The 20,916-nt window shown below is 71.9% G+C and carries 16 protein-coding genes and 2 pseudogenes; 12 read left to right on the forward strand and 6 right to left on the reverse strand.

The window, feature by feature from the left end; genetic code table 11:
- Positions 1 to 244: 244 nt before the first annotated feature.
- Positions 245 to 589, forward strand: a complete 345-nt coding sequence (locus SVTN_RS03855; protein ID WP_052498935.1) for a MarR family transcriptional regulator — start codon at positions 245 to 247, stop codon at positions 587 to 589.
- Positions 590 to 791: 202 nt separating this feature from the next.
- Here the strand turns inward: SVTN_RS03855 and SVTN_RS45330 are convergent.
- Together SVTN_RS45330 and SVTN_RS03865 are read right to left on the reverse strand one after the other, a co-directional pair.
- Positions 792 to 941: pseudogene (locus SVTN_RS45330) on the reverse strand (IS256 family transposase); the annotation flags it as partial.
- Positions 942 to 1,167: 226 nt separating this feature from the next.
- Entirely contained in the window at positions 1,168 to 3,333 is a 2,166-nt protein-coding gene (locus SVTN_RS03865) for a M4 family metallopeptidase (protein WP_041127803.1), read from the reverse strand.
- A 178-nt stretch (positions 3,334 to 3,511) separates the two neighbouring features.
- Between SVTN_RS03865 and SVTN_RS03870 the strand changes: the two genes are divergently transcribed.
- On the forward strand, positions 3,512 to 6,235 hold the full coding sequence (locus SVTN_RS03870) for a helix-turn-helix transcriptional regulator (protein ID WP_078908184.1): 2,724 nt from the start codon (positions 3,512 to 3,514) through the stop codon (positions 6,233 to 6,235).
- Between the two features lie 332 nt (positions 6,236 to 6,567).
- On the opposite strand, the gene SVTN_RS03875 is transcribed toward SVTN_RS03870, so the two are convergent.
- Positions 6,568 to 7,014 (reverse strand): Lrp/AsnC family transcriptional regulator, encoded by a 447-nt coding sequence (locus SVTN_RS03875; protein WP_245727435.1) that lies wholly within the window; start codon positions 7,012 to 7,014, stop codon positions 6,568 to 6,570.
- A gap of 301 nt (positions 7,015 to 7,315) precedes the next feature.
- On the opposite strand from SVTN_RS03875, the pseudogene SVTN_RS43060 reads away from it, so the two are divergent.
- The 5 genes and pseudogenes from SVTN_RS43060 to SVTN_RS40870 all read left to right on the forward strand — a co-directional run.
- A pseudogene (locus SVTN_RS43060) lies at positions 7,316 to 7,456 on the forward strand (IS5/IS1182 family transposase); the annotation flags it as partial.
- Between the two features lie 450 nt (positions 7,457 to 7,906).
- Positions 7,907 to 8,245 carry an SCO0607 family lipoprotein gene (locus SVTN_RS03880; protein ID WP_041133535.1) on the forward strand — a complete coding sequence of 113 codons (339 nt, stop codon included), beginning with the start codon at positions 7,907 to 7,909 and terminating at the stop codon, positions 8,243 to 8,245.
- Between the two features lie 165 nt (positions 8,246 to 8,410).
- Positions 8,411 to 9,559, forward strand: a complete 1,149-nt coding sequence (locus SVTN_RS03885) for a PP2C family protein-serine/threonine phosphatase (RefSeq protein WP_041127805.1) — start codon at positions 8,411 to 8,413, stop codon at positions 9,557 to 9,559.
- Between the two features lie 41 nt (positions 9,560 to 9,600).
- The gene (locus SVTN_RS03890; protein WP_041127806.1) at positions 9,601 to 10,116 is read left to right on the forward strand and encodes an RICIN domain-containing protein; all 516 of its coding nucleotides are present in this window, start codon (positions 9,601 to 9,603) and stop codon (positions 10,114 to 10,116) included.
- A 91-nt stretch (positions 10,117 to 10,207) separates the two neighbouring features.
- Entirely contained in the window at positions 10,208 to 10,723 is a 516-nt protein-coding gene (locus tag SVTN_RS40870) for an ATP-binding protein (protein WP_078908186.1), read from the forward strand.
- On the opposite strand, the gene SVTN_RS03900 is transcribed toward SVTN_RS40870, so the two are convergent.
- Positions 10,708 to 11,346 (reverse strand): TetR/AcrR family transcriptional regulator, encoded by a 639-nt coding sequence (locus tag SVTN_RS03900; protein WP_078908187.1) that lies wholly within the window; start codon positions 11,344 to 11,346, stop codon positions 10,708 to 10,710. The genes SVTN_RS40870 and SVTN_RS03900 overlap by 16 nt on opposite strands.
- A 9-nt stretch (positions 11,347 to 11,355) precedes the next feature.
- The gene (locus tag SVTN_RS44140; protein ID WP_159026413.1) at positions 11,356 to 12,204 is read right to left on the reverse strand and encodes a hypothetical protein; all 849 of its coding nucleotides are present in this window, start codon (positions 12,202 to 12,204) and stop codon (positions 11,356 to 11,358) included.
- A gap of 1,091 nt (positions 12,205 to 13,295) precedes the next feature.
- Between SVTN_RS44140 and dhaK the strand changes: the two genes are divergently transcribed.
- The 5 genes from dhaK (at position 13,296) to SVTN_RS03930 (ending at position 18,469) form a co-directional block, all read left to right on the forward strand.
- The gene (gene dhaK, locus SVTN_RS03910; RefSeq protein ID WP_041127808.1) at positions 13,296 to 14,288 is read left to right on the forward strand and encodes a dihydroxyacetone kinase subunit DhaK; all 993 of its coding nucleotides are present in this window, start codon (positions 13,296 to 13,298) and stop codon (positions 14,286 to 14,288) included.
- A gap of 13 nt (positions 14,289 to 14,301) precedes the next feature.
- Positions 14,302 to 14,937, forward strand: a complete 636-nt coding sequence (gene dhaL, locus SVTN_RS03915; RefSeq protein WP_052499612.1) for a dihydroxyacetone kinase subunit DhaL — start codon at positions 14,302 to 14,304, stop codon at positions 14,935 to 14,937.
- Positions 14,934 to 15,341, forward strand: a complete 408-nt coding sequence (locus SVTN_RS03920) for a PTS-dependent dihydroxyacetone kinase phosphotransferase subunit DhaM (RefSeq protein ID WP_041127809.1) — start codon at positions 14,934 to 14,936, stop codon at positions 15,339 to 15,341. The genes dhaL and SVTN_RS03920 overlap by 4 nt, the downstream gene beginning before the upstream one ends.
- A gap of 526 nt (positions 15,342 to 15,867) precedes the next feature.
- Entirely contained in the window at positions 15,868 to 17,883 is a 2,016-nt protein-coding gene (locus tag SVTN_RS03925) for an NADPH-dependent 2,4-dienoyl-CoA reductase (protein ID WP_041127810.1), read from the forward strand.
- 46 nt (positions 17,884 to 17,929) lie between these two features.
- On the forward strand, positions 17,930 to 18,469 hold the full coding sequence (locus SVTN_RS03930) for a PadR family transcriptional regulator (protein ID WP_041127811.1): 540 nt from the start codon (positions 17,930 to 17,932) through the stop codon (positions 18,467 to 18,469).
- Between the two features lie 495 nt (positions 18,470 to 18,964).
- Here SVTN_RS03930 and SVTN_RS03935 read toward each other — a convergent pair whose 3' ends face one another.
- Positions 18,965 to 20,869 carry a heavy metal translocating P-type ATPase gene (locus SVTN_RS03935; RefSeq protein WP_041127812.1) on the reverse strand — a complete coding sequence of 635 codons (1,905 nt, stop codon included), beginning with the start codon at positions 20,867 to 20,869 and terminating at the stop codon, positions 18,965 to 18,967.
- Positions 20,870 to 20,916: the final 47 nt, after the last annotated feature.

Here is a 20,916-nt window from a genome sequence, read left to right on the forward strand (position 1 = left end):
CGTGCCATGACGCCCTCTCCGCCACGTACTCCCCGCAGTAGTCGCAGTAGTCATCGACTCCACCCCCCTCGCGGGAGGGCACCGTTCCACGAGCCATGAGGCCGCCTCCAAAGGGAACACCGAAGGACTGGAACACCTGATCCACGACATTCTCATCAAAGTATACGTCGACCATTACACGAAATCACCTTCGGGCATTTCTCGGGTCCCTGCTTCTTGTCATCCGGGGAGGCATAGTTGATACATGGGAGAAAATTCCGGCCACGGATCCGACTGGACGTTCCTGACGAATCACGCCCGCGTCCTGCTGTCCATCGCCCGCGACCCCGGCGTGCGGCTCCGCGACGTGGCGGCCGTGTGCGGACTGACGGAACGCACCGTGCAGGCGATCGTCTCGGACCTCGAGGCTGCCGGATACCTCACGCGCAGCCGGGCGGAGGACGCGCGCCGGAACCGCTACACGATCGCTTCCGACTCCCCCTTCCGCCACCCCGCCGAAGCCGGCCATGAGATCGCCGGCCTCCTGCGGCTCCTCGCCGATCCCCAGGACGAGGCAGACCGCTCCGCTCCCCAGCAGGTGCAGAACTGAGCGCTCTCGACGAAGACGCCCGAGCAGTCGAGGGAGGGGTCGGCCACACCGACGTGTTGCCGACCGCCCGTCAGACGGTGAAGTGCACCCGGCCGAGCCGCACCTTCCGGTGCATACCTTTGACCCACACGTAGACGAAGTCATGGACGACGCAAGGGCCTTGAAGGAGAACCGCTTGCGCTGCCCCGTGTCCTCGTGCGGTGCGGGACCGATGGCGACCGTTGCGCACGACCAGGCACCGCCCGTATTCGTCCGTCTCGGCAGCCGACTCGGCCATGTACGGGTCGACTTCCGCCTCCAGGGCGGCGGCCGGCATCCGGCGGGCGCCTTCACGGACGATCTCGTCGCTCAGGGACCCGGACCGGGCGGAACACTGACGCCCCGCGACAGGCCCCCGGGGCCGGCCACCGGTGCGTCCGCGTTGGCGTTGCCGCCGGCCTCGTCGTCGAACAGCGGCGCGGTATCGCGAAACCCGCGGAGTGAGGAGCGGGCCGCCCCTGCGCATGCGGTGGCTCCTGCGGCCGGAGCACCCGAGCAGGGGCTCCGGCCGCAGGAGTGCCGGTGGTGAGCGGGACCGGTCAGCCGATGGCGATCTCGTCGACCAGGAAGACGGTCGACAGGTAGGTGTCTTCGGTGCCGGCGAACTCCAGCTTCACCGTCTGCCCCTTGTAGGCGGACAGGTCGACGGTCTTCTGGACGTATCCGGAGCTCGCGTTGGCATTGGAGTAGGTGGCCAGCGTGGTGCCGTTGACGTTGACCTTGAGGGTGTCGTAGGCCGCGGAGCCGGACTCCTGGGTGGTGACCTTCAGCCAGAAGGTGAGCTTCGGGGTGCCGGTGGAGGGCACCGCGACGTTCGACTGGGACAGGGACTCGACGGCGTCAGCGCCGTAGCCCATCATCCAGGCGTACCAGGAACCGTCACGCGCAGCCTGCAGAGTCGAGCTGGTGATGATGTCGTCGCTCTGGGTCCAGCCGCTGGTGCCCTGCTCGAAGCTGCCGTTGGTCAGCGCGTTCCCGCTGGGAGGCGTGGTCGGCGAGGGGGTGGGGGTGGACGGCGAAGGGGTGGGGGTGCCGGGGTCGGGCAGGGCGGTGCCGACGCTGACGGCCGCCCACGCCTTGGAGACGAGGTAGCGCTCCTGGGAGTTGGTGCCGTACAGGTCGGCGGCGGCCTGCAGGGTGGCGGTGCGGGCGCCGGAGTAGTTGGTGGTGGAGGTCATGTAGGTGGACAGTGCCCGGTACCAGACGGCGGCGGCCTTGTCCTTGCCGATGCCCGCGAAGGTGTCGTTGTTGCAGGTGGTGCCGGTGTGCGAGCGTCCGCCGATGGTCTTCGCCCCAGTGCCCTCGGCGGCCAGGTAGAAGAAGTGGTTGCCGATCCCGGAGGAGAGGTGCACGTCCGCCGAGCCGGCGCTGGAGGTCCAGCAGGACAGCGATCTGCCGTCGGCGGCAGGGTTGTCCATCCGGCGCATGTAGCCGCCCGACATGTTGAGCTTCTCGCCGATGTAGTAGTCGCCCGGGTCACCGGCGTTGCCGGCGGAGAACTCGACCATGGTGCCGAAGATGTCGCTGGTGGCCTCGTTGAGGCCGCCGGACTCGCCGGAGTAGGTGAGGTTGGCGGTGGCGGCGGTGACGCCGTGGCTCATCTCGTGGCCGGCCACGTCGAGCGCGGTGACCGGGGTGTTGCTGTTCTGCGAGGATCCGTCGCCGAAGTACATGCAGAAGCAGTTGTCGTCGTAGAAGGCGTTGAGCAGGCCGGTGTCGACGTGGACGTAGGCGGGGGCGCCGCGGCCGTCGTTGCGGATGCCGGAGCGGTTGAAGGAGTTCTTGTAGTAGTCCCAGGTCCTGGCCAGGCCGTAGGAGGCGTCCACCGCGGCGCTCTCGCGGCTGGACGTGGTGCCGTTGCCCCAGGAGTTGGTGGTCTTGGAGAAGGCCCGGGCGTTCTGCCTGGGATTCGACTGCGGGCTGTTGTACGAGTCGTAGACGATCGTGCCGCCGTGCGCGGCGTCGGTCAGGGTGTAGCCGCTGCCGGACTGGGTGGTCTCGATGGAGACCTGGCCGGCGGTGACGCCGTTGCCGGTGCCCGTGATGCTCTGGTGCAGTTCGTACTGGTCCAGCGGCACGCCGCTGGTCGCGTCGACGATCACCGCCTCCCGCGAGGCCGGGCCGGTCTCGCCCGCGCCGGTGACGGTCGAACGGTAGGCGAGGACGGGGATCTTGCCGACCGCGTACACCACCAGGGTGCTGTCCTTGCTTCCTGCCTTGGCGTGCTTCACGTGCTTGGCGTGCTTCACGGCCGCGGCCGAGGCGTCGGCCGCCGTCAGCTTCGGCGTGGTGTCGGCAATCCGGATCGCGCCCTGGTGCGCCAGGTTCGAGCCGGTGATCGTGCCGTCCTCGGTGAGGTGCACGACCAGGTCGCCGCCGATGACGGGCAGGCCTCTGTAGGTGCGGTCGTAGCGCACGTGCCGGGAGCCGTCGGCGTCGATCAGCACGTCCTTGGCCACCAGGCGCTCGTCGGGGCCCAGCCCGAGCGCGCGGGCGGTCGCGGCCGCGTTCCGGCCTGCCGTGCGTATCGCCTCGCCGCGCGCCTCGGCCGTCATCGCCTGGAAGCCGGCGCCGGGTTGGGCGGCGGAGTCACCGGCGGCCGCGGTGGGCCGGGGAGCCGCGGTGGACTGGGTGGCCACCACGGTCACGGTGCCCAGGGCGAGGGCTGCCGCGACACCGGCTGCCAGGGCGTTCTTGCGGTTCATCGCAATCCTTCCGCCGGGCCTTGTCGGGGATGTGCCGCAGAACGTCATCTGGGGTGCGGGGGGCGTTCGGCAGCGGTTGGCTCGGCTGTGGCCATGAGGCTAGGGACGCGGGAGGCGGCCGACATCGGGGCAATCCCTTGATCTGGACGGGGAGGTCCGGCGGGCGCACCATGGCCCGATGCCAGACTCTGCGATGTGGACAGACGCGTCCCACGAGGCCGGTCCCGTGCTGCCGGTGGTGCCGGAGGACGTCCACGGCACCCGCCGGATCGTCTTGTTCGGGCCGCCCGGAAGCGGCAAGACCACCGCGGCCGGGGCCTTGGGGCGACGGCTGGGCCTGCCCGTCCTGCGGCTGGCCCCGCGTCCGCAGGACGCCCGGGTTGCCTGTGCCGGGCTGCTCGAACTCGCGCTGGCCCTACCGTCACTGCCCGCCGGGCGGGAGCTGACGGCGGCACTCGACGAGGCCGCCGGCCGGTCGGGTTTTCCGGACGATGCCGGTCGGGCCCTGCGGCTGCGCCGGCAGACCGCCGTTCTGCTGCGGGAGGCTCCACCGATGACGCTGGTGGTGGACAACGCCCAGTGGCTGGACGCGACCAGTGCGGCCGTCCTGGGCTGGGCGCTGCGCCTGACCCCGGACCTTCCCGTCATCGCGGCCGAGCGCACCTGGCGCCCGGGGGCCGCAGGCCACTGGTGCGGGGAGAGCACGTGCGCGGTGCGCATCCCACCCCTGACGGTCCCTCAGGTCGCGACGCTGCTGTCCCCGTACCGGCTCGCCCCCCACGAGGTCACGCGCATCCACACCCACAGCGGCGGGAACCCGGCCCTGGCCCTGGCGCTGGCCGACGTCTCGCGCCCGCTCCCGGACCGGGAGGGTGGAAGCGAGTCGGCCCTGCCGCCGACGGCCCGCCGACTGGTGGGCGAGTGGCTGGACGAGGTACCGGCCCAGGTACAGGAACTGCTGACGTTCGCCGCACTCGACGACCGGCCCGACCTCGAACTGCTCGGCCGCCTCGCCGGCCCGGCAGCCGAAGCCCTCCTCGCCCAGGCCGAGGCAGCGGGGCTGCTCGACATCGGACGGGCGGACAGGAGCGTACGTTTCACCGCCTCCGCGATCGGCACCGAACTCGCGGCCCGGCTGCCGGAGCACGAGCGCAGGCTCCTGCACGCCCGCCTGGCCGAGGCCAGCCACGACAGCGTCCGCCGCGACCGGCACACCGTGCTGGCGGCCGATGCCGCCGACCCGAAATCGGCCCTCCACGCCGCCGGCGCTGCCACACGCGCCCGGCAGCGCGGCGACCACGCGCTCGCGGCAGAGCTCTCCCTCCTCGCCGCCCAGCGCACCCCGCACGAGGACGGCGACCTGCTCACCGAACGGGCCCTGACTGCCGTACGTGACGCCGCCCACTACGGCGACCTCCCCCGCGGCCGGGCCGCCGCCCGCCTCGTCCTGGGCCACGACACCACCCCCGCCCAACGCGTCGACGCCCTCGTCGCCCTGATCGACGCGAGCGGCCAGCACCTGCACAGCGCGGATGAACTGTTCGCCGACGCACTCCGCGCGGCGGCCGGACGATCCGACCTCACGGCCCGGCTCCTCATCCGCCAGTCCATCTGGGCCAACGTCAACGAGGGCGACCCCCACCGAGCGTGCGCCTTGGCCGGCCGGGCCACCGACCTCGCCGAGACCGTCGGCGACACCACCACCACCGTCATGGCCCTCACGATGCAGGCCCGCCTCCAACGCGTCCTCGGCCACCCCGACGCCGAGACCACGCTCAGCCGCGCCCTGTCCCTGCCACACGCCGCCTCCATCCCGGTCAACGGCACACCCCAGCACCTCGCCGCCCGGCACGCCCTCTTCGACGACCGCCCCGAGGAGGCTCGTACCTCGCTGCTTCCCCTGCTCGTCGAAGCCGAGCGGACGGGTGACGCCGAGGCGACCGTGGACATCCGGCGCAGCCTCGCCGAGGCCGAACTCCGCGCCGGACGGTGCGCCAGGGCGCTCGACCACGCCCACCGCGCCCAGGCGCTGACCGACGAGACCTCCCTGTCACCCGCACCGGCGTGCTACACCTCCGCCCTCGTCGAGGGCGCCGCCCGTCGCACCGACCTCGCCCTCGTCCACGCACGCCGCGGAGTCGACGCCGCCCGGCAGGAGGACAACAAGGTCTTCCTCTCCCGCAACCTCTTCGCCCTCGGCCACCTCCTCCTGGCCACCGGCCACCCCAAGGAAGCCCTGGAGGCCCTGGAGGAAGTCCGCACCCTGGAGGAACTCCAGCAGGTCCGCGACCCCTCCATCCTGCGCTGGCATCCCGAACTCGCCGAGACCCTCGTCGCCCTCGGTCGCCTCGACCGGGCACAGAGCCTGCTGGACGACACCCGCCGCACCGCAGCCGACCTCGGCAGGGACGCGGTCCTCCCTCCCCTCGAACGCGCCCAGGCGCTTCTGGACGCCGCCCGCGGCGACTACGACACCGCGGCCCGGCGCCTCACCGACGCGGCCGACCGCCTCCGCCACCTTCCCCTCGAACGGGGCCGGACCCTGCTGGCGCTCAGCCACACCGAACGACGCGGACGCCGGCGCGCCAGCGCCCGCGCCGCCGCGCAGGGCGCCGCCGACCTCTTCGCCGCCCACCACGCACACCCGTGGGCCGAAACCGCCGCGCACACGCTCAGCCGGCTGGAAGCCGCCCCTACGAACAACAACGCCCGCCCCCGCCTCACCTCCGCCGAACAACGCTGCGCCGAACTCGCCGCCGCCGGAGCGAGCAACCGCGACATCGCCACCACCCTCACCGTCAGCGTCAAGACGGTTGAAGCGACCCTCACCCGCGTCTACCGGAAACTCGGCCTGCACTCACGCTTCCAACTCGCGCGCGCCGTCACACCAGCACGTGAGTGACCCGCCCGTACGGCTCCAGGAGCCGCCGGGTTCAGTCATGGCCGAACTTCCCCCACTTCGACCAGCGCCGGCATGACGGCAAGTCCTTCGGTGGATTCACCCACTTGACACCGTCGTCGGCGGTAGCGGACAGCGTCGATCATCTGACGGCGGCAGAAGCCTTCCGGTCGGCCGGCCCGTCCCTGAAGCCATGCCGACATCGACAGAGCCGCCCGGGCGACCTGCCGCTCCGTCCCGGATCGAGGCGGGGCGACGGAAGCCTGTTCGACTGAACGAGCCTGCCGTCGGCAGGCGGATGGCCTCCGAGCCTCGGGCGTGATGCCGTTTCGGGGTTACGGGGTGCCGGCTTGCTCGGTCCCGCGGGTCCAGGTGTTCATGATGATGAAGGTCTTGGTGCCCTCCACCTTGCCGGTCCGGCGTACGGCGTTGATCACCTGCTGAAGATGGTTCACGTCCCGGACCCGGAGCTTGAGCAGGGCGTCGGAGGTGCCGGCGATGCTGTGGCTCTCCTCGATCTCCGGGATGCTCTCGGAGATGCCCTGGATCTCGTCGCTGTCGGTCGCGCCGAGCAGGCGGATCTCGATGAACGCCTGAAGCATGCCCGCCCGGCTGTCCTCGATGACCGCGGTGTAGCCGCGGATCACACCCGCCCTCTCCATGCGCTCTATACGGCGGGCGCACGGAGCCGCTGAGAGTCCCACAGCACGTGCGATCTCCGACACGGGCGCTCGCCCGTCCTTGCGGAGGATATCCAGTATGTGGCGGTCGATCGTGTCCACGGCCAACTCCCCGAATCATGCGCGCCACGCATAAGTCACGCGCTGAAAGCTCCATTGCTCCTTATGGATCGAGTGAACCACGCTCAACATGTGCGTGATCATGCCTGGCCTGTCGCCTGGGGACCGCCGTCCTGTCATCGTCATGGCGTCCGGGTGATCCCCGGCAGGAGGCTCGCACCGGCCAACCCCTACGGCGCGGACTCCGACCAGGTGACAGGTGCGCGGGTATCCCCGGCACCCCGCGGCCGGCCCCACATCCTGGGGCCGGCCGGGTACCACATCGGATTCACCAGCAGCCCGTGCCGTGGCTGCGGCACGGGCATCGGTCGAACGCGGCGTCGCCCGCCTGAAGCCCTGGCGGATCTTCCGCAGATCCCGGTGCAGCCCCAACCGCATGACGTCAATCGCCGAGGCCGTCCTCACCCTGGAGCGGCAACGCTGAAGAAGCTCATTGATGATCACTGCACGCGTCACGTTCCCCACCACGCAGCCGTGATCGACGATCCGGAGCTCGACGTCCCGCCGCTTACCGTGCACGAGCTCGTCAGGGCGCGAAGGGCCCGGGACTGTGCGTGTGCGCGCACCGACACGCTCCCGTCAGCGCATAGGAGCACGGCTGTGCGCCGCCGGGAGAGCCGGGCGGCAGGGTCCCGTGCGGAGTGACCCCGTCGTCGGGCGCCACGGACAGAGCCGTACCTGTCGCCACTCGACTGTTCCCGGCCGCTCCTACCCCGCGTACGCTGCGGCGAGCTCCTCGATGTCCGCGAAGCCCTTTACGAATGCGGCCGGTTGAGCATTCATGCGTGCCTTTCTGAGTACGCGTACTCACGTCACGGCAGCGATGCGACGGCGAGGGTGGGGGCAGACCGAGCGACTGGAGACCATCGTGTACATGCCCCGCAGAATGACCCGACTCGCCATTGCCCGGCGCCCTGGGAGGGTCCGCTTCGTGGCTGCTGCTCTCGTCGGCGCGGGCGCAGTCGTGGCCCTCACCGGATGCGCCGGCATCGAGTACCAGGAGGACATCTGCAGCAGCGGCGAGTACCCCGCCATGTCCGTGGGTGCCACCGGCTCTGTCTGCGTCTCGGACAAGGAGAAGCCCCCGGCCGGTTTCGTGCGGTACCCGGAGGGCAAGGTGCCACAGCAGGTCGGAGACAAGTGGGACGTGTACTGGGACACCCACACGCTCGACAAGGACGGCAACATCATCGACGCCCCGGACGCGAGCTGACCCGGAAAGAGCCTGCCCGATCTCGCCTGTCGACGGACGCGGCTTCCACCGCGGCGTGAGGCCGCCGGGCACTCTTCGCGTTCTTGTCCGGTCTCGCACAGCGACTGGCCCCGGCACCCGGAGCGGCGCATCCCGCCTCGCGGACGCAGGTGGAAGGCTTGGGGCATGGCTTTTCGAGCACAGTCGGACGCCCGACGTTCCTGGCGGACGGGGCACGCGCCCGCGCTGCTGGTGATCCCACTCGCGCTGATCGTCACGGTGTGCGTGGTGGATGTGCTGGCCCCGCCGCACATCCACCTCGGTCCGCTGCTCGTGGCAGCGCCCGCGATCACGGTCGCGTTCGCCGGCGCCCGCACGACGGCGGCCATGGGGGCTCTTGCGGTAGTGGCCCAAGTACTGGTCGGCGCACTCAGAGGGGTCCTGGGCACCGCCAACGTCCAGGCCCAGATCGCCGCCCTGATCGTCGTCTCGGCCGTCTGTGTCACCGTCTGTGTGGTGCGGGACCAGCACGAACGGCAACTGCACCAGGTGCGGTCGGTGGCCGAGGCAGCACAAAGCGTGCTGCTGCGACCACTGCCCCAACGCGCCGGCCCGCTGCAGATCGCCGGCTTGTACATCCCCGCCGAGGAGGAAGCCGAGCTGGGCGGCGACCTGTACGCGGCCGCCCGCACCGACCACCACAGCACCCGGCTCCTCATCGGCGACGTGCGCGGCAGCGGCCTGGGCGCCATCAGCAACACCGCCCTGCTGCTCGGTGCCTTCCGGGCGGCCGCCCACCGTCAGGCCACCCTGCCCCGCCTCGCCGTCCACCTGGACGGCGCGTTCCGCTGGGACACCAGCCAGTGGCGGCCGCAGACGGAGCAGGACACCGTCGAGGACTTCGCCACCGCCATGCTGCTCGACATCCCCGACCACGATCCGGTCGTCCACCTCATCAGCTGCGGACACCCGCCGCCGCTCATCCTCCGCGGAAACCGGCTCATCCCGCTCGTGGCCGAGGCGAGCCACCTCCCGATCGGATTCGGCGGGGCCTTCGGCATCTCCGACTACAAGGTCCAGACCTTCCCGTTCGAGGTCGGTGACCTGCTGCTCCTCTACACCGACGGCGTCATCGAGGCACGCAACACCGACGGACGCTTCTACCCGTTCACCGAACGCGCACCACAGTGGACCACGAACGACCCCGAGGAACTGCTGCGCCACCTCCAGGACGACCTGCTGGCCCACGTCGACGCCCATCTCAACGACGACGCGGCCGTCGTCGCGATCCGCCGCCTGGCGTCTGTGCCTCCGCCATCCGACCCGGCCCTGTGAACGAAGGCGGGGCGCCATGTGATCGAGGACGTCACAAAGCGTTGTCGGAAGCGGGGCACCGGGGCTCATGGACCAGCGTCGCCGAGACCTCGGCGACCGGCGGGGTGACACCTCTCTCGCCGACGGTCACCCTGGTCAACGCGGCCTCCGGAACCTGTGTCGACCTGCCGGACGGCGCCACGATCGCGGGCACCGAGCCCACCCTCTACACATGCCGCGGCGGCACCGACCAGCGCTGGACCTTCACCGCTGCAGGCGCCCTCACCGGCAAGGACGGCGTCCGCCTCGACGGCTCCGGCACCACCGTCACCGCCCGACCCTGCAACGACTCGGCCGGGCAGAAGTGGCAGCTCGATGCCCAGTCGAGCGGCCCCCATGGCGGTCGCCGCCTGGCACTGGTCGGAGCAGGCACGGCCAACGGCACGAAACTGGCCCTCGCCACCTGCGCCGCCTCCGCCGCGGCGCTGGCCCCCCACGCCCTGATCCCGCCCCCACCCCCGCCTGGGCCTCCGTCCGCGGAGTTCCACTGCCGGAGACCCAGTGACGCAAAAACCTAGACACCCAAAGTTTTGGGACTTACTGTCGTTTTACAGACGGTTTCGAACCGTCGACCGCGCCCCTCCCCCACAGGCGCAAGGAGCCCCCCACATGCCCATCCCCGCTTCTCCCGCAGCCCTGCGGGCCAGCGCACCCGGCGTCTCACCAAACACCATCCCCCACCAGCCCGGCCCAGAGCTCTACGGCACCCGGCGGGCCGTGTCCGTCATGGCCGCGACCGCCGAGGCGGTCCCTGCACTTCGGCGCTTCGCCCGGGACACGGCCCGCCGATGGAAGCTGGACGCCCAGGCCGACGAGGCCCTGGCCGTCGTCGTCACCGAACTCGTCGCCAACGTGGTCCGGCACAGCGGCAGCCCCGATGTAGCCGTGCTCCTCACGACCACCGACCGGACGGTCACGGTCCAGGTCCACGACAGCGGCCGGTGGCGGCCCCGGCGCACCCGCCTCCCCGGCGACGGCGTCGAGGCGTGCTGCGGCCGCGGCATCGACCTGGTCCGGGCCTACGCCACGGACTGCACGGTCGTCCGCACGGCACGCGGCACACGCGTGGCCGCGACGCTCACCTCGGGCGTCGAACGCTCCGGCGCCGACTACTCCTTCGGCTGACGTGCAAGTCCCGGCTCCGCACCGCCGTCGTCGCGCAGGGCCTCGAGCAGCACGTCGCGCAGCCGCCCGACGTCGCCTGCCATGTCGATGGACGGCTCGAGCAGCCACTGGAGCTGGATGCCGTCCGTCGCGGCGAGCAGGATCCGGGCGGCCCAGTCCGCGTCGCACGCGGACTCGGGGCCGGCGCCCTCCGTCTCCGCGGGCGGACCGGCGAGCAGCAAGGCCGCGATCTGCCGCCGCAGCCCCCGGTAGCGCTCGGTGAAGAACGTGTGTCCGGGATGGTCCGGGTCCGCGGCTGCGGCCGCGATGTCCAGGAACAGTTTGACCAGGCCGGGCGTGGCGGCGTTCTCGGCGAGCAGCTCGGTCCGCCACAGCACGGTCTCCGGGGTGTACGCCGCGAGGGCGGCGGTGTCGCGCGCTTCGACGACTGCGGTGAGCAGCGCCTCACGGCTGCCGAAGTGGTGCAGCACGCCCGCGTCGGTCATCCCCACCCGCTGGGCGATGTCCCGCACCGACACCCCTCGACTGCCGGCTTCGGCGTAGGCCGCGAGGGCGGCGTCGAGGATCTCCTGTCGCCTGGCGGCGGTCTTGCTGTAAGGCCCCCGGGACCCGCGTGTACTCACGCGGGCACTCTAACCACGGAAGCCCCGCTCCATGGCACGCGCAGACGCCTCCTCCGCACAGCAACAGGCACAGCGCGTCCAGGCACCTTGGCGGCAGGACGACCACAGCCGGCTTTCTCGTTCTGAAGCGGCCCCAGCTATCCGGTCAGAGCCGGCCTCACCACATGTTCGAGACGTGCTTCGCACCCCGTCGATGCCCAGGTCATCGGCGGAGCCGTCTCGGACCGGAGTGGAACGGTCAACGGACTGGTACCAGGCGGAGCCGATTCTCTGGGGCCAGTTCGCAGCGAGAAAGCCACACAGCCTCGGGTCCGGCTCCCCGCGAACGCAGGCCGAAGCGGCGGCCAGACGCAATCCTTTGGCGCGCAAGGAAGCGGATGCCGAGCTGATCTGGGCCGAACTCAGCGGATGGTGTTTGCCCGTCACCTTGTCATCGAGGTGACGGGCATCTCGTTCCCCGAGCACAAATGCCTTGCTGAACTGAAACGTCGTGGATCTTGCCGCCGTCGTCTGCTGGATCACGATATTGCGAGTCCCGGTGAGTGCGTCCTGCCGGTTGAAAGCCGCCTCTCTCGGGTCGTCGGCCACCTCCATCAGTTTGGCGAGACACCTGTTTCGGTCCTCTTTGTCGAGGAAGCAGACAAGGAAGGAACCGGGGACCATGCGGGTGCCGAACTCGACGCGGTGAGGGTCAGGGTCCGGGTGTCCGAGGATGCGGTCGCGAGCACGATGCGCCTGTTCACGGACGGTCGGGTGGCCCGGATCCAGTTCGGCGGGAATGACATCGCCCAGGAAAGTCTCCTCTTCCACGAATTCCGCTGCTCTGATGCGCAGCGCCCACCGTTGCTCTTCGGTCACGGGCCCCGGTGAGACCGTCTGTGCAGCGCTGGTGTCCTGGTGGGGACCCGACCCCAGAAGCTGGAGAACCGTGTCCTCCGTGATGAGACTCGATGCCTTCTGCACACTGGATCGTCAGGCTCCGTGTCTGCGACTCGACCAGTTCACCGGCGAGCCCCCTCGCCGCGAGGTCGGTCACGTCGTCGAGCAGCCCGGCTTCCCTGAGCGCCTCCAGCTGCCGGCTGCTCAACACGCCGGCATGCCCTCGGAAGCCCGTGTCTTCCAGTCTCGACGCGATTTCGCCGTGCTTTCCTGCGGATTCGCCCGGTGCCGACGCCCGCTCGGCATCTGACGCACGCAGAATCCGCCTCACCTCACTCGTCTTGAGAGGCTCGATGAGGATGCGGTCCGCCTGCTCCTGGCGGTCGGGAGGAGGAGCAGGGGCACCCGGAAGGGGGTGCTCCGGTGCAGAAGACCTTCGCCGTCTCGCGAGTCCAGAACCGTACGACGACATCAGCCTGGTGGCGGAGGAAGTCGTTGATCTGTTCCGCACCCCACAAGTCCAGTTCGAGGTCCCCGTGCTCCCTTTGGAGAACTGCCGACTCGTCGGCCGGCTGGGTGCGCTCCGTGGGGGCAGAGGTGGCGACGATCCGATGGCCGGCGCCGAAGGGCCGCCTCCCACCGGTGAACGTCTCCACGGCCTTCCGCAGGTCCCCCGCAGTGAACTCCTGATCATCCTTGCATGGGACGACGATGAATCGGCCTTCTGTATCCCGGCCCGCCAAGTCGATGTCGTTGGCAGCGGGTCGGAATGTCGTGTCGGAGGCGAGGGGAGGGAGGTCGCGCTGAGCCACGACCAGGAGTCGTCCCACGCACCCGTGCGCGCTCACGATCTCGCGCCGATAATTGCGTCATGATGCGCACTCGCAAACCTCGGACACGACTCCCTGATCTGATCGATCGTCAGGAAAGTCAGCATTGAGTCAGCATCAGTACCGCTCAGAACCGCCCCCGCCGCCTCGAACCGCCCAGATCCATAACTCGCCTCACATGCTCTGACCTGCAAAGACCCCGCCCAGCAGCTTGCCTGCCAGTCTCACCAGGAGGTACCCATGAGGATGCTGATCAACGTTCCGGAGACCGTCGTCGCCGATGCGCTGCGGGGGATGGCCGCGGCTCATCCCGAGTTGACCGTGGACGTGGAGCGGCGGGTCGTGGTGCGGCGGGACGCGCCCGTGGAGGGGAAGGTGGCGCTGGTGTCCGGCGGTGGGTCCGGGCACGAGCCGTTGCACGGGGGGTTCGTGGGGCCCGGGATGCTGGCGGCCGCGTGTCCGGGTGAGGTGTTCACGTCGCCCGTGCCCGATCAGATGGTGCGGGCCGCGGCCGCCGTCGACAGCGGGGCCGGGGTGTTGTTCGTCGTCAAGAACTACACGGGTGACGTGCTGAACTTCGAGATGGCCGCGGAGCTCGCCGAGGACGAGGGCATCCAGGTCGCCAAGGTCCTCGTCGACGACGACGTGGCCGTGACGGACAGCCTGTACACGGCGGGGCGGCGCGGCACCGGGGGCACCTTGTTCGTGGAGAAGATCGCCGGGGCCGCCGCCGAGGAGGGGCAGCCGCTGGAGCGGGTCGAGGCGATCGCCCGCCGGGTCAACGAGCGATCCCGGTCCTTCGGGGTGGCCCTGAGCGCCTGTACGACCCCCGCCAAGGGCAGTCCCACCTTCGATCTCCCGGAGGGCGAGCTGGAGTTGGGGATCGGCATCCACGGCGAGCCCGGCCGGGAGCGGCGGGCCATGATGACCTCGCGGGAGATCGCCGACTTCGCCGTCGACGCCGTCGTGGAGGACCTGCGTCCGGACGGGCCGGTCATCGCCCTGGTCAACGGGATGGGTGCGACTCCGCTCCTGGAGCTGTACGGGTTCAACGCCGAGGTGCAGCGGGTGCTCGCCGAGCGTCACGTGCCGGTGGCCCGGACCCTGGTCGGGAACTACGTGACCTCGCTCGACATGGCGGGCTGCTCGGTGACCCTGTGCGAGGTCGACGAGGAGCTGCTGCGCCTGTGGGACGCTCCGGTGCAGACGCCCGCGCTGCGCTGGGGCCGGTGAGACGGGGATGGGCATGGGGAGCGACGACGTGACGGACACCTTCGGTGCCGGGTTCCTGGTGCGCTGGCTGGCCGCGGTGGCCGAGGACGTCGACCGGGAGGCCGACCGGCTCACCGAGCTGGACTCGGCGATCGGCGACGCCGACCACGGTGCCAATCTGAAGCGGGGCTTCGCCGCCGTGACGGAGGTTCTCGGGAAGGAGCCGCCGCCGAGTCCCGGCGCCGTGCTCACCGCCGCCGGGCGGCAGCTCATCTCCACGGTCGGCGGCGCTTCGGGCCCCCTGTACGGGACGCTGCTGCGGCGCGCCGGGAAGACCCTGGGCGAGGACGCCGAGGTCACCCGGGAGCGGCTGGCGGAGGCGCTCGGTGCCGGGGTGGCCGCCGTGTCGCAGCTGGGCGGCGCCCAGGTGGGCGACAAGACGATGCTGGACGCGCTCGTGCCGGCCGTGGAGGGGCTGCGGAGCTCGTACGAGGCGGCCCGCGCCGCCGCCGAGGAGGGCGCGCTGGCCACCGTACCCCTCCAGGCGCGCAAGGGCAGGGCCAGTTATCTCGGGGAGCGGTCGATCGGGCACCAGGATCCGGGGGCGACGTCGTCGGCGCTGCTGTTCGCGGCGCTCGCCGAGACGGCCGGGGCGGAGGGGGTGGCATGAGCGCGTCCCTCGTCGGCATCGTGCTCGTCTCGCACAGCGCGGCGGTCGCGGCGGCCGTCGCCGAACTCGCCCGGGGGCTCGCCGGTGGGGGCGACCTGGCGCCCGTCCTGCCCGCGGGCGGGACGCCGGACGGTGGGCTGGGGACGAGTTCCGAGCTGATCTGCGAGGCGGCGAAGGCCGTCGACCGGGGGGCCGGGGTGGCGCTCCTCGTCGACCTGGGCAGCGCGGTCCTCACCGTGAAGGCCCTGCTCGCCGAGGGCGACGAGCTCCCCGAGGGCTCGCGTCTGGTGGACGCGCCGTTCGTCGAGGGCGCGGTCGCCGCGCTGGTCACGGCGAGTGCCGGCGGGGACCTCGACGCGGTGGCGGCCGCGGCCTCGGAGGCGTACGCCTACCGCAAGGAGTGAGCGGGCGGGTCGGGCCCGCCCGGCCGGATGCCCCGGAGGCCGTGTCTCAACGCACGGCCCCGGGCGCGTCGTCGACGCGCCCGGGGCCGTGCGGACGGCCGGTGCGGGGCACACCGCGTTCGTGGCCGCCTCCATGCGCGCGGCGGGATGGTGGGCGGCGAAGGCCGTGGCGGCGTCCGCGGCCTCGGTGAGGGAGAGCCTCGGCGAGGGAGAGCCTCGGGTCGGTCGCGCGTCCGGGCCCGTGGTGGACCTCGGCGCCGACCGCGGGCGCCGGGGTGAGCTCTCCTGCCAGGAGGGTGCTGGTGAGGGGCGGGCCGCCCGTGAACCCGTGTCTCACGATCACCGATCCCGTTCGGGAGCCGGCCCTGCGTCCGGCTCGGACACGGTGGCGATCCGCCGGTCGAACGGGACCAGCACGCTACCGAGTAGTAGATGTCACTCCCCGATTCTTCTGCAACTAGTTGCAGAAGGTCCTCGGGGTCGCCTAGAACTGAGGTCGACGACCCCTGCGCGAGGAGGCGCCCCCATGACCCCGTACCCGCACCTGCTGAGCCCGCTCGACCTCGGGTTCACCACCCTGCCCAACCGGGTGATCATGGGGTCGATGCACGTCGGCCTCGAGGAGGCCGAGCACGGTTTCGAGCGCATGGCCGCCTTCTACGCCGAGCGCGCCCGGGGCGGCGTCGGCCTCATCGTCACCGGCGGCATCGCGCCCAACGAGGCCGGCCGGCCCTGGGACGGCGGCGCCAAGCTCACCACCGCCGAGGAGGTCGCCGAGCACCGGCTGATCACCGACGCCGTGCACGCCGAGGGCGGCAGGATCGCCCTGCAGATCCTCCACTTCGGCCGGTACGCCTACCACCCCGGCCTCGTCGGCCCCAGCCCGATCAAGGCGCCCATCAGCCCCTTCGTACCGAACGAGCTGAGCGACGCCGAGGTCGAGCAGACCGTCGAGGACTACGCGCGCTGCGCCGAGCTCGCCAAGGAGGCCGGGTACGACGGCGTCGAGGTGATGGGCTCCGAGGGCTACCTCATCAACGAGTTCATCGCCGCCGCCACCAACCAGCGCACCGACCGCTGGGGCGGCTCGTACGAGAACCGGGTCCGCTTCCCCCTGGAGATCGTCCGCCGGATCCGCGAGCGCGTCGGCGAGGACTTCATCCTCGTGTACCGCCTCTCCATGCTCGACCTGGTTCCGGGTGGCTCCACGCTCGACGAGGTCGTCACGCTCGCCAAGGAGATCGAGGCCGCCGGCGCGACCATCATCAACACCGGCATCGGCTGGCACGAGGCGCGCATCCCCACCATCGCCACCTCCGTGCCGCGCGGCGCCTACACCTGGGTGACGAAGAAGCTGATGGGCGCGGTGTCCGTGCCGCTCGTCACCTCCAACCGCATCAACACCCCCGAGGTCGCGGAGGAGATCCTCGCCGACGGCCGCGCCGACCTGGTCTCGCTCGCCCGCCCGTTCCTCGCCGACCCCGACTTCGTCGCCAAGGCGACGGCCGGCCGCGCGGACGCCATCAACACCTGCATCGGCTGCAACCAGGCCTGCCTCGACCACACCTTCAGCCTGAAGATCACCTCCTGCCTGGTCAACCCGCGCGCCTGCCACGAGACCGAGCTGGTCCTCTCCCCCACCCGCCTCGCCAAGCGCGTCGCGGTCGTCGGCGCGGGCCCCGCCGGTCTCTCCTGCGCGGTGTCGGCGGCCGAGCGCGGCCACTCCGTCACCCTCTTCGACGCCGCCGCCGAGATCGGCGGCCAGCTGAACGTCGCCAAGCGGGTGCCCGGCAAGGAGGAGTTCGACGAGACGCTGCGCTACTTCCGCGTCCAGCTCGCCGAACGCGGCATCGACGTCCGCCTGAACACGTACGTGTCCGCCGCCGACCTGGAGGGCTACGACGAGGTCGTCGTCGCGACCGGCGTCACCCCCCGCACGCCCGGCATCGCGGGCGAGGACCACCCGAGCGTCCTCAGCTACCTCGACGTGCTCCGGGACGGCGCGCCCGTCGGCGAGCGGGTCGCGATCATCGGCGCGGGCGGCATCGGCTTCGACGTCGCCGAGTTCCTCACGGACGGCGGCGAGGGCGCGAGCCAGGACCCCGAGACGTACTTCCGCCAGTGGGGCGTCGACACCTCGTACGAGAACCGCGGCGGACTGCGCGCGCCCGAGCGGAACGCGCCGCCGCGCCAGGTGCACCTGCTCCAGCGCAAGACCTCCAAGGTCGGCGCGGGCCTCGGCAAGACGACCGGCTGGATCCACCGCACCGAGCTCAAGCACCGGGGCGTGACCATGGTGGCGGGCGTGACGTACGAGCGGATCGACGACGCGGGCCTGCACGTCACGATCGACGGCGAGGCGCAGCTGCTGCCGGTCGACACGGTCGTGCTCTGCTCCGGGCAGGAGCCCCAGCGCGAACTGTACGAGGAGCTGGTCGCCGCCGGCCGCTCGGCGCACCTGATCGGCGGTGCGGACGTCGCCGCCGAGCTGGACGCGAAGCGGGCGATCGACCAGGGCACGCGGCTCGCCGCCGCCCTGTGACGGCCGCACCGTGATCACCGTGGCCGGCCGAACCTAGGATGCGAGCATGTCCCTCCCGCACGCGATCCTCACCGCGCTGCTCGAAAAGCCGTCCTCCGGCCTCGAACTGACGCGCCGCTTCGACAAGTCGATCGGCTACTTCTGGTCGGCCACGCACCAGCAGATCTACCGCGAGCTCGGAAAGCTGGAGCAGGCGGGGCACATCAGGGCCCTGCCCGCTCCGGTGCCCGCGCGGGGACAGAAGAAGGAGTACGAGGTGCTGCCCGCGGGCCGGGCGGAGCTCAGCGACTGGGTGGGGAAGGCCGAGGACCCGAAACCGCTCCGGTCGGCCCTGCTGCTGCGGATGCGGGCGGCGGCGATGGTGGGGGCGGCGGGGCTCCGGTCCGAGCTGCGGCGCCACCTCGCCCTGCACCAGGCCCAGTTGGACGAGTACCTCGTCATCGAGGCCCGCGACTTCCCGGCGGAACGCCGGCGCACCGAGCCGGACCGGCTGCGGCATCTCGTGCTGCGGGGCGGGGTGGATCTGGAGAGGTTCTGGGTGGAGTGGCTGACGAGCGCGCTGCGGGAGCTGGGGGCGGAGGAGTAGGGCCTCCTTCGGGCCGCGCCCAGGACGCCCGAACGCGCCCGCCTCCGCCCCGCCCCACAGGGCCTGCGCCCCGCACGTGTGGCCTACGCCCCGTGCGGGCCCGTGCCCTGCGCCTGTGTGGGCCCGCGCCTTGCTGAGCGGTGCCCCGCGCCCGTGTGGGCAATCGTCCCGCCGGGGCGGGACGGGTGGGCACACGGGACGGCGCCCTTCAGCGGCGCCTCCGCGTTCCGCGCCTGGACCCGCACCCCAGCGGCGCCGCACGACGTGGTGCGGGTTCGGGCGCGGGAGCCTCGGGCGCCGGCAAGGGCGCGGGTCCGTTGTGCCCACCCGTTCCGCCCCAGCGGAACGATTGCCCACAACGGGGGCGGCACGAGGCGCCCACAACGGGGACGGCGCCGCCCGGGCGGGTGGGCACCGCCCCGGCGGGGCGCAGGCCCGCAACGGGGTGGGCGCCGTCCCGGCGGAACGCGGGCCCGCAACGGCCGGGGCGCGGGCCTACGGATTCCCCGTCTGTGTCTGTCGCCACGCCGAGTCCCGCAGCAGCCGCAGGCCGTTCAGGCCCACCAGGACCGTCGAGCCCTCGTGGCCCGCGACGCCCAGCGGGAGCGGGAGGTGGCCCGCGAGGTCCCAGGCGACCAGGGCGCCGATGCAGGCGCCCGCGAGCACCAGGTTCTGGACGACCAGGCGCCGGGCGCGGCGGGAGAGGGCCACGACGGCCGGGATCGCACGGAGTTCGTCGCGGACCACGACCGCGTCGGCGGTCTCCAGGGCGAGGTCGGAGCCGGCCCGGCCCATGGCGATGCCGGTGTGGGCGGCCGCGAGGGCCGGGGCGTCGTTGACGCCGTCGCCGACGAGCAGCACCTTGGCGCCCGCCCGTTCCCACTCCCGTACCGCTTCCGCCTTCTCGTGCGGGAGGAGGCCGGCGCGGACGTCGGTGAGCCCCGCCTCGGCAGCGATGCGGGCGGCCGCGCCCGCGTTGTCGCCCGTCAGGAGAGCGGGGGGCGTGCCGGTCAGCCGGGCCAGGGCCGCGACCGCCTCCGGGGCGCCCTCGCGGAGCCGGTCGGAAAGGTCGAGGACGGCGGCCGCGGAGCCGTCGACGAGGACCTCGACGGCCGTGTCGGTGTGGGTGCCCGCCGCCCGGCGGACCCGCACCTCGCGGCCGTCGACCACCGCCCGTACCCCCCGCCCCGGCTCGGCGGTGAAGTCGCTCGCCTCGGGGATCTCCAGGCCGCGGGCGCGGGCCTCGGCCACCACGGCGCGGGCCAGGGGGTGTTCGCTGGGCAGTTCCGCCGCCGCGGCCAGGGCGAGGGCCGCGTCGTCACCGTGGACGGCGGTCACCTTCGGCGTGCCCTCCGTGAGGGTGCCCGTCTTGTCGAGGGCGACCCTGTCGACCGCGCCGAGACGTTCCATCGCCACGGCCGACTTGACGAGGACGCCGTGGCGTCCGGCCGTGGCGATCGCGGAGAGCAGCGGCGGCATCGTGGCGAGGACCACCGCGCACGGCGAGGCGACGATCATGAAGGTCATCGCGCGGAGCAGGGCCTCGGTGACGTCGGCGCCGAGGGCGACGGGCAGGCCGAAGAGGGCGAGGGTGGCGACGACGACGCCGACCGAGTAGCGCTGCTCGATCTTCTCCACGAAGAGCTGAGTGGGGGCCTTGGTGGCGCTCGCCTCCTCGACGAGGGCGACGATCCGGGCGATGACGGAGTCGGCCGCGTCCTTGTCGACGCGGACGCGGAGGGCCCCGGAGCCGTTGAGGGTGCCCGCGAAGACGGTGTCGCCCGGCGCCTTGGGGGCGGGGAGCGGTTCGCCGGTGATGCTCGCCTGGTCGACGTCGCTGGTGCCGCTCAGGACGGTGCCGTCGGCGGGGAGCCGTTCCCCGGGCCGTACGAGGACGGTGTCGCCGACCGCGAGGGCGGTCGCCTCGACGGTCTCCTCGTGGTCGAGGTCCCCGGCCGTGAGCCGGACGGCGGTGGCGGGGGCGAGGTCGAGCAGGCCGCGGACCGAGTCGGCGGTGCGGCGGGTGGCGAGGGCCTCCAGGGCGCCGGAGACGGCGAAGATGACGATGAGGAGGCCGCCGTCGAGGTACTGGCCGATGGCGGCGGCGCCGAGCGCGGCGACCACCATGAGCAGGTCGACGTCGAGGGAGCGCTCCTTCAGCGCCTGGAGTCCGGCCCAGCCGGGTTCCCAGCCTCCGGCGGCGTAGCAGACCGCGTAGAGCGGGCCCCAGAGCCAGGCCGGGGCGCCGGCCAGGTCGAGCGGGAGGGCGAGGAGGAAGGCAAGGGCCGAGAGGGCCGCCCAGCGCACCTCGGGCAGGGCGGTGGCCCGGGTGCGGTGCGGCGGCGCCGGTGTGCGGACGGGGGCGGGGGCCTGCGGGCTGTCGAGCTCCGGGAGGGCCATGGGAAGGACACCTCTTTCGAGGGGGCGGGGAGGGAAGGCCACCACCA

It is taken from the genome of Streptomyces vietnamensis, assembly GCF_000830005.1.
Lineage (GTDB): Bacteria > Actinomycetota > Actinomycetes > Streptomycetales > Streptomycetaceae > Streptomyces > Streptomyces vietnamensis.

Excerpts from the sequence above, each read along its gene's own strand:
- SVTN_RS03855 (WP_052498935.1), top strand. The coding sequence starts at position 245 with ATGGGAGAAAATTCCGGCCACGGATCCGACTGGACGTTCCTGACGAAT.
- SVTN_RS03865 (WP_041127803.1), bottom strand. The coding sequence starts at position 3,333 with ATGAACCGCAAGAACGCCCTGGCAGCCGGTGTCGCGGCAGCCCTCGCC.
- SVTN_RS03870 (WP_078908184.1), top strand. The coding sequence starts at position 3,512 with ATGCCAGACTCTGCGATGTGGACAGACGCGTCCCACGAGGCCGGTCCC.
- SVTN_RS03880 (WP_041133535.1), top strand. The coding sequence starts at position 7,907 with ATGCCCCGCAGAATGACCCGACTCGCCATTGCCCGGCGCCCTGGGAGG.
- SVTN_RS03885 (WP_041127805.1), top strand. The coding sequence starts at position 8,411 with ATGGCTTTTCGAGCACAGTCGGACGCCCGACGTTCCTGGCGGACGGGG.
- SVTN_RS40870 (WP_078908186.1), top strand. The coding sequence starts at position 10,208 with ATGCCCATCCCCGCTTCTCCCGCAGCCCTGCGGGCCAGCGCACCCGGC.
- dhaK (WP_041127808.1), top strand. The coding sequence starts at position 13,296 with ATGAGGATGCTGATCAACGTTCCGGAGACCGTCGTCGCCGATGCGCTG.
- dhaL (WP_052499612.1), top strand. The coding sequence starts at position 14,302 with ATGGGGAGCGACGACGTGACGGACACCTTCGGTGCCGGGTTCCTGGTG.
- SVTN_RS03920 (WP_041127809.1), top strand. The coding sequence starts at position 14,934 with ATGAGCGCGTCCCTCGTCGGCATCGTGCTCGTCTCGCACAGCGCGGCG.
- SVTN_RS03925 (WP_041127810.1), top strand. The coding sequence starts at position 15,868 with ATGACCCCGTACCCGCACCTGCTGAGCCCGCTCGACCTCGGGTTCACC.
- SVTN_RS03930 (WP_041127811.1), top strand. The coding sequence starts at position 17,930 with ATGTCCCTCCCGCACGCGATCCTCACCGCGCTGCTCGAAAAGCCGTCC.
- SVTN_RS03935 (WP_041127812.1), bottom strand. The coding sequence starts at position 20,869 with ATGGCCCTCCCGGAGCTCGACAGCCCGCAGGCCCCCGCCCCCGTCCGC.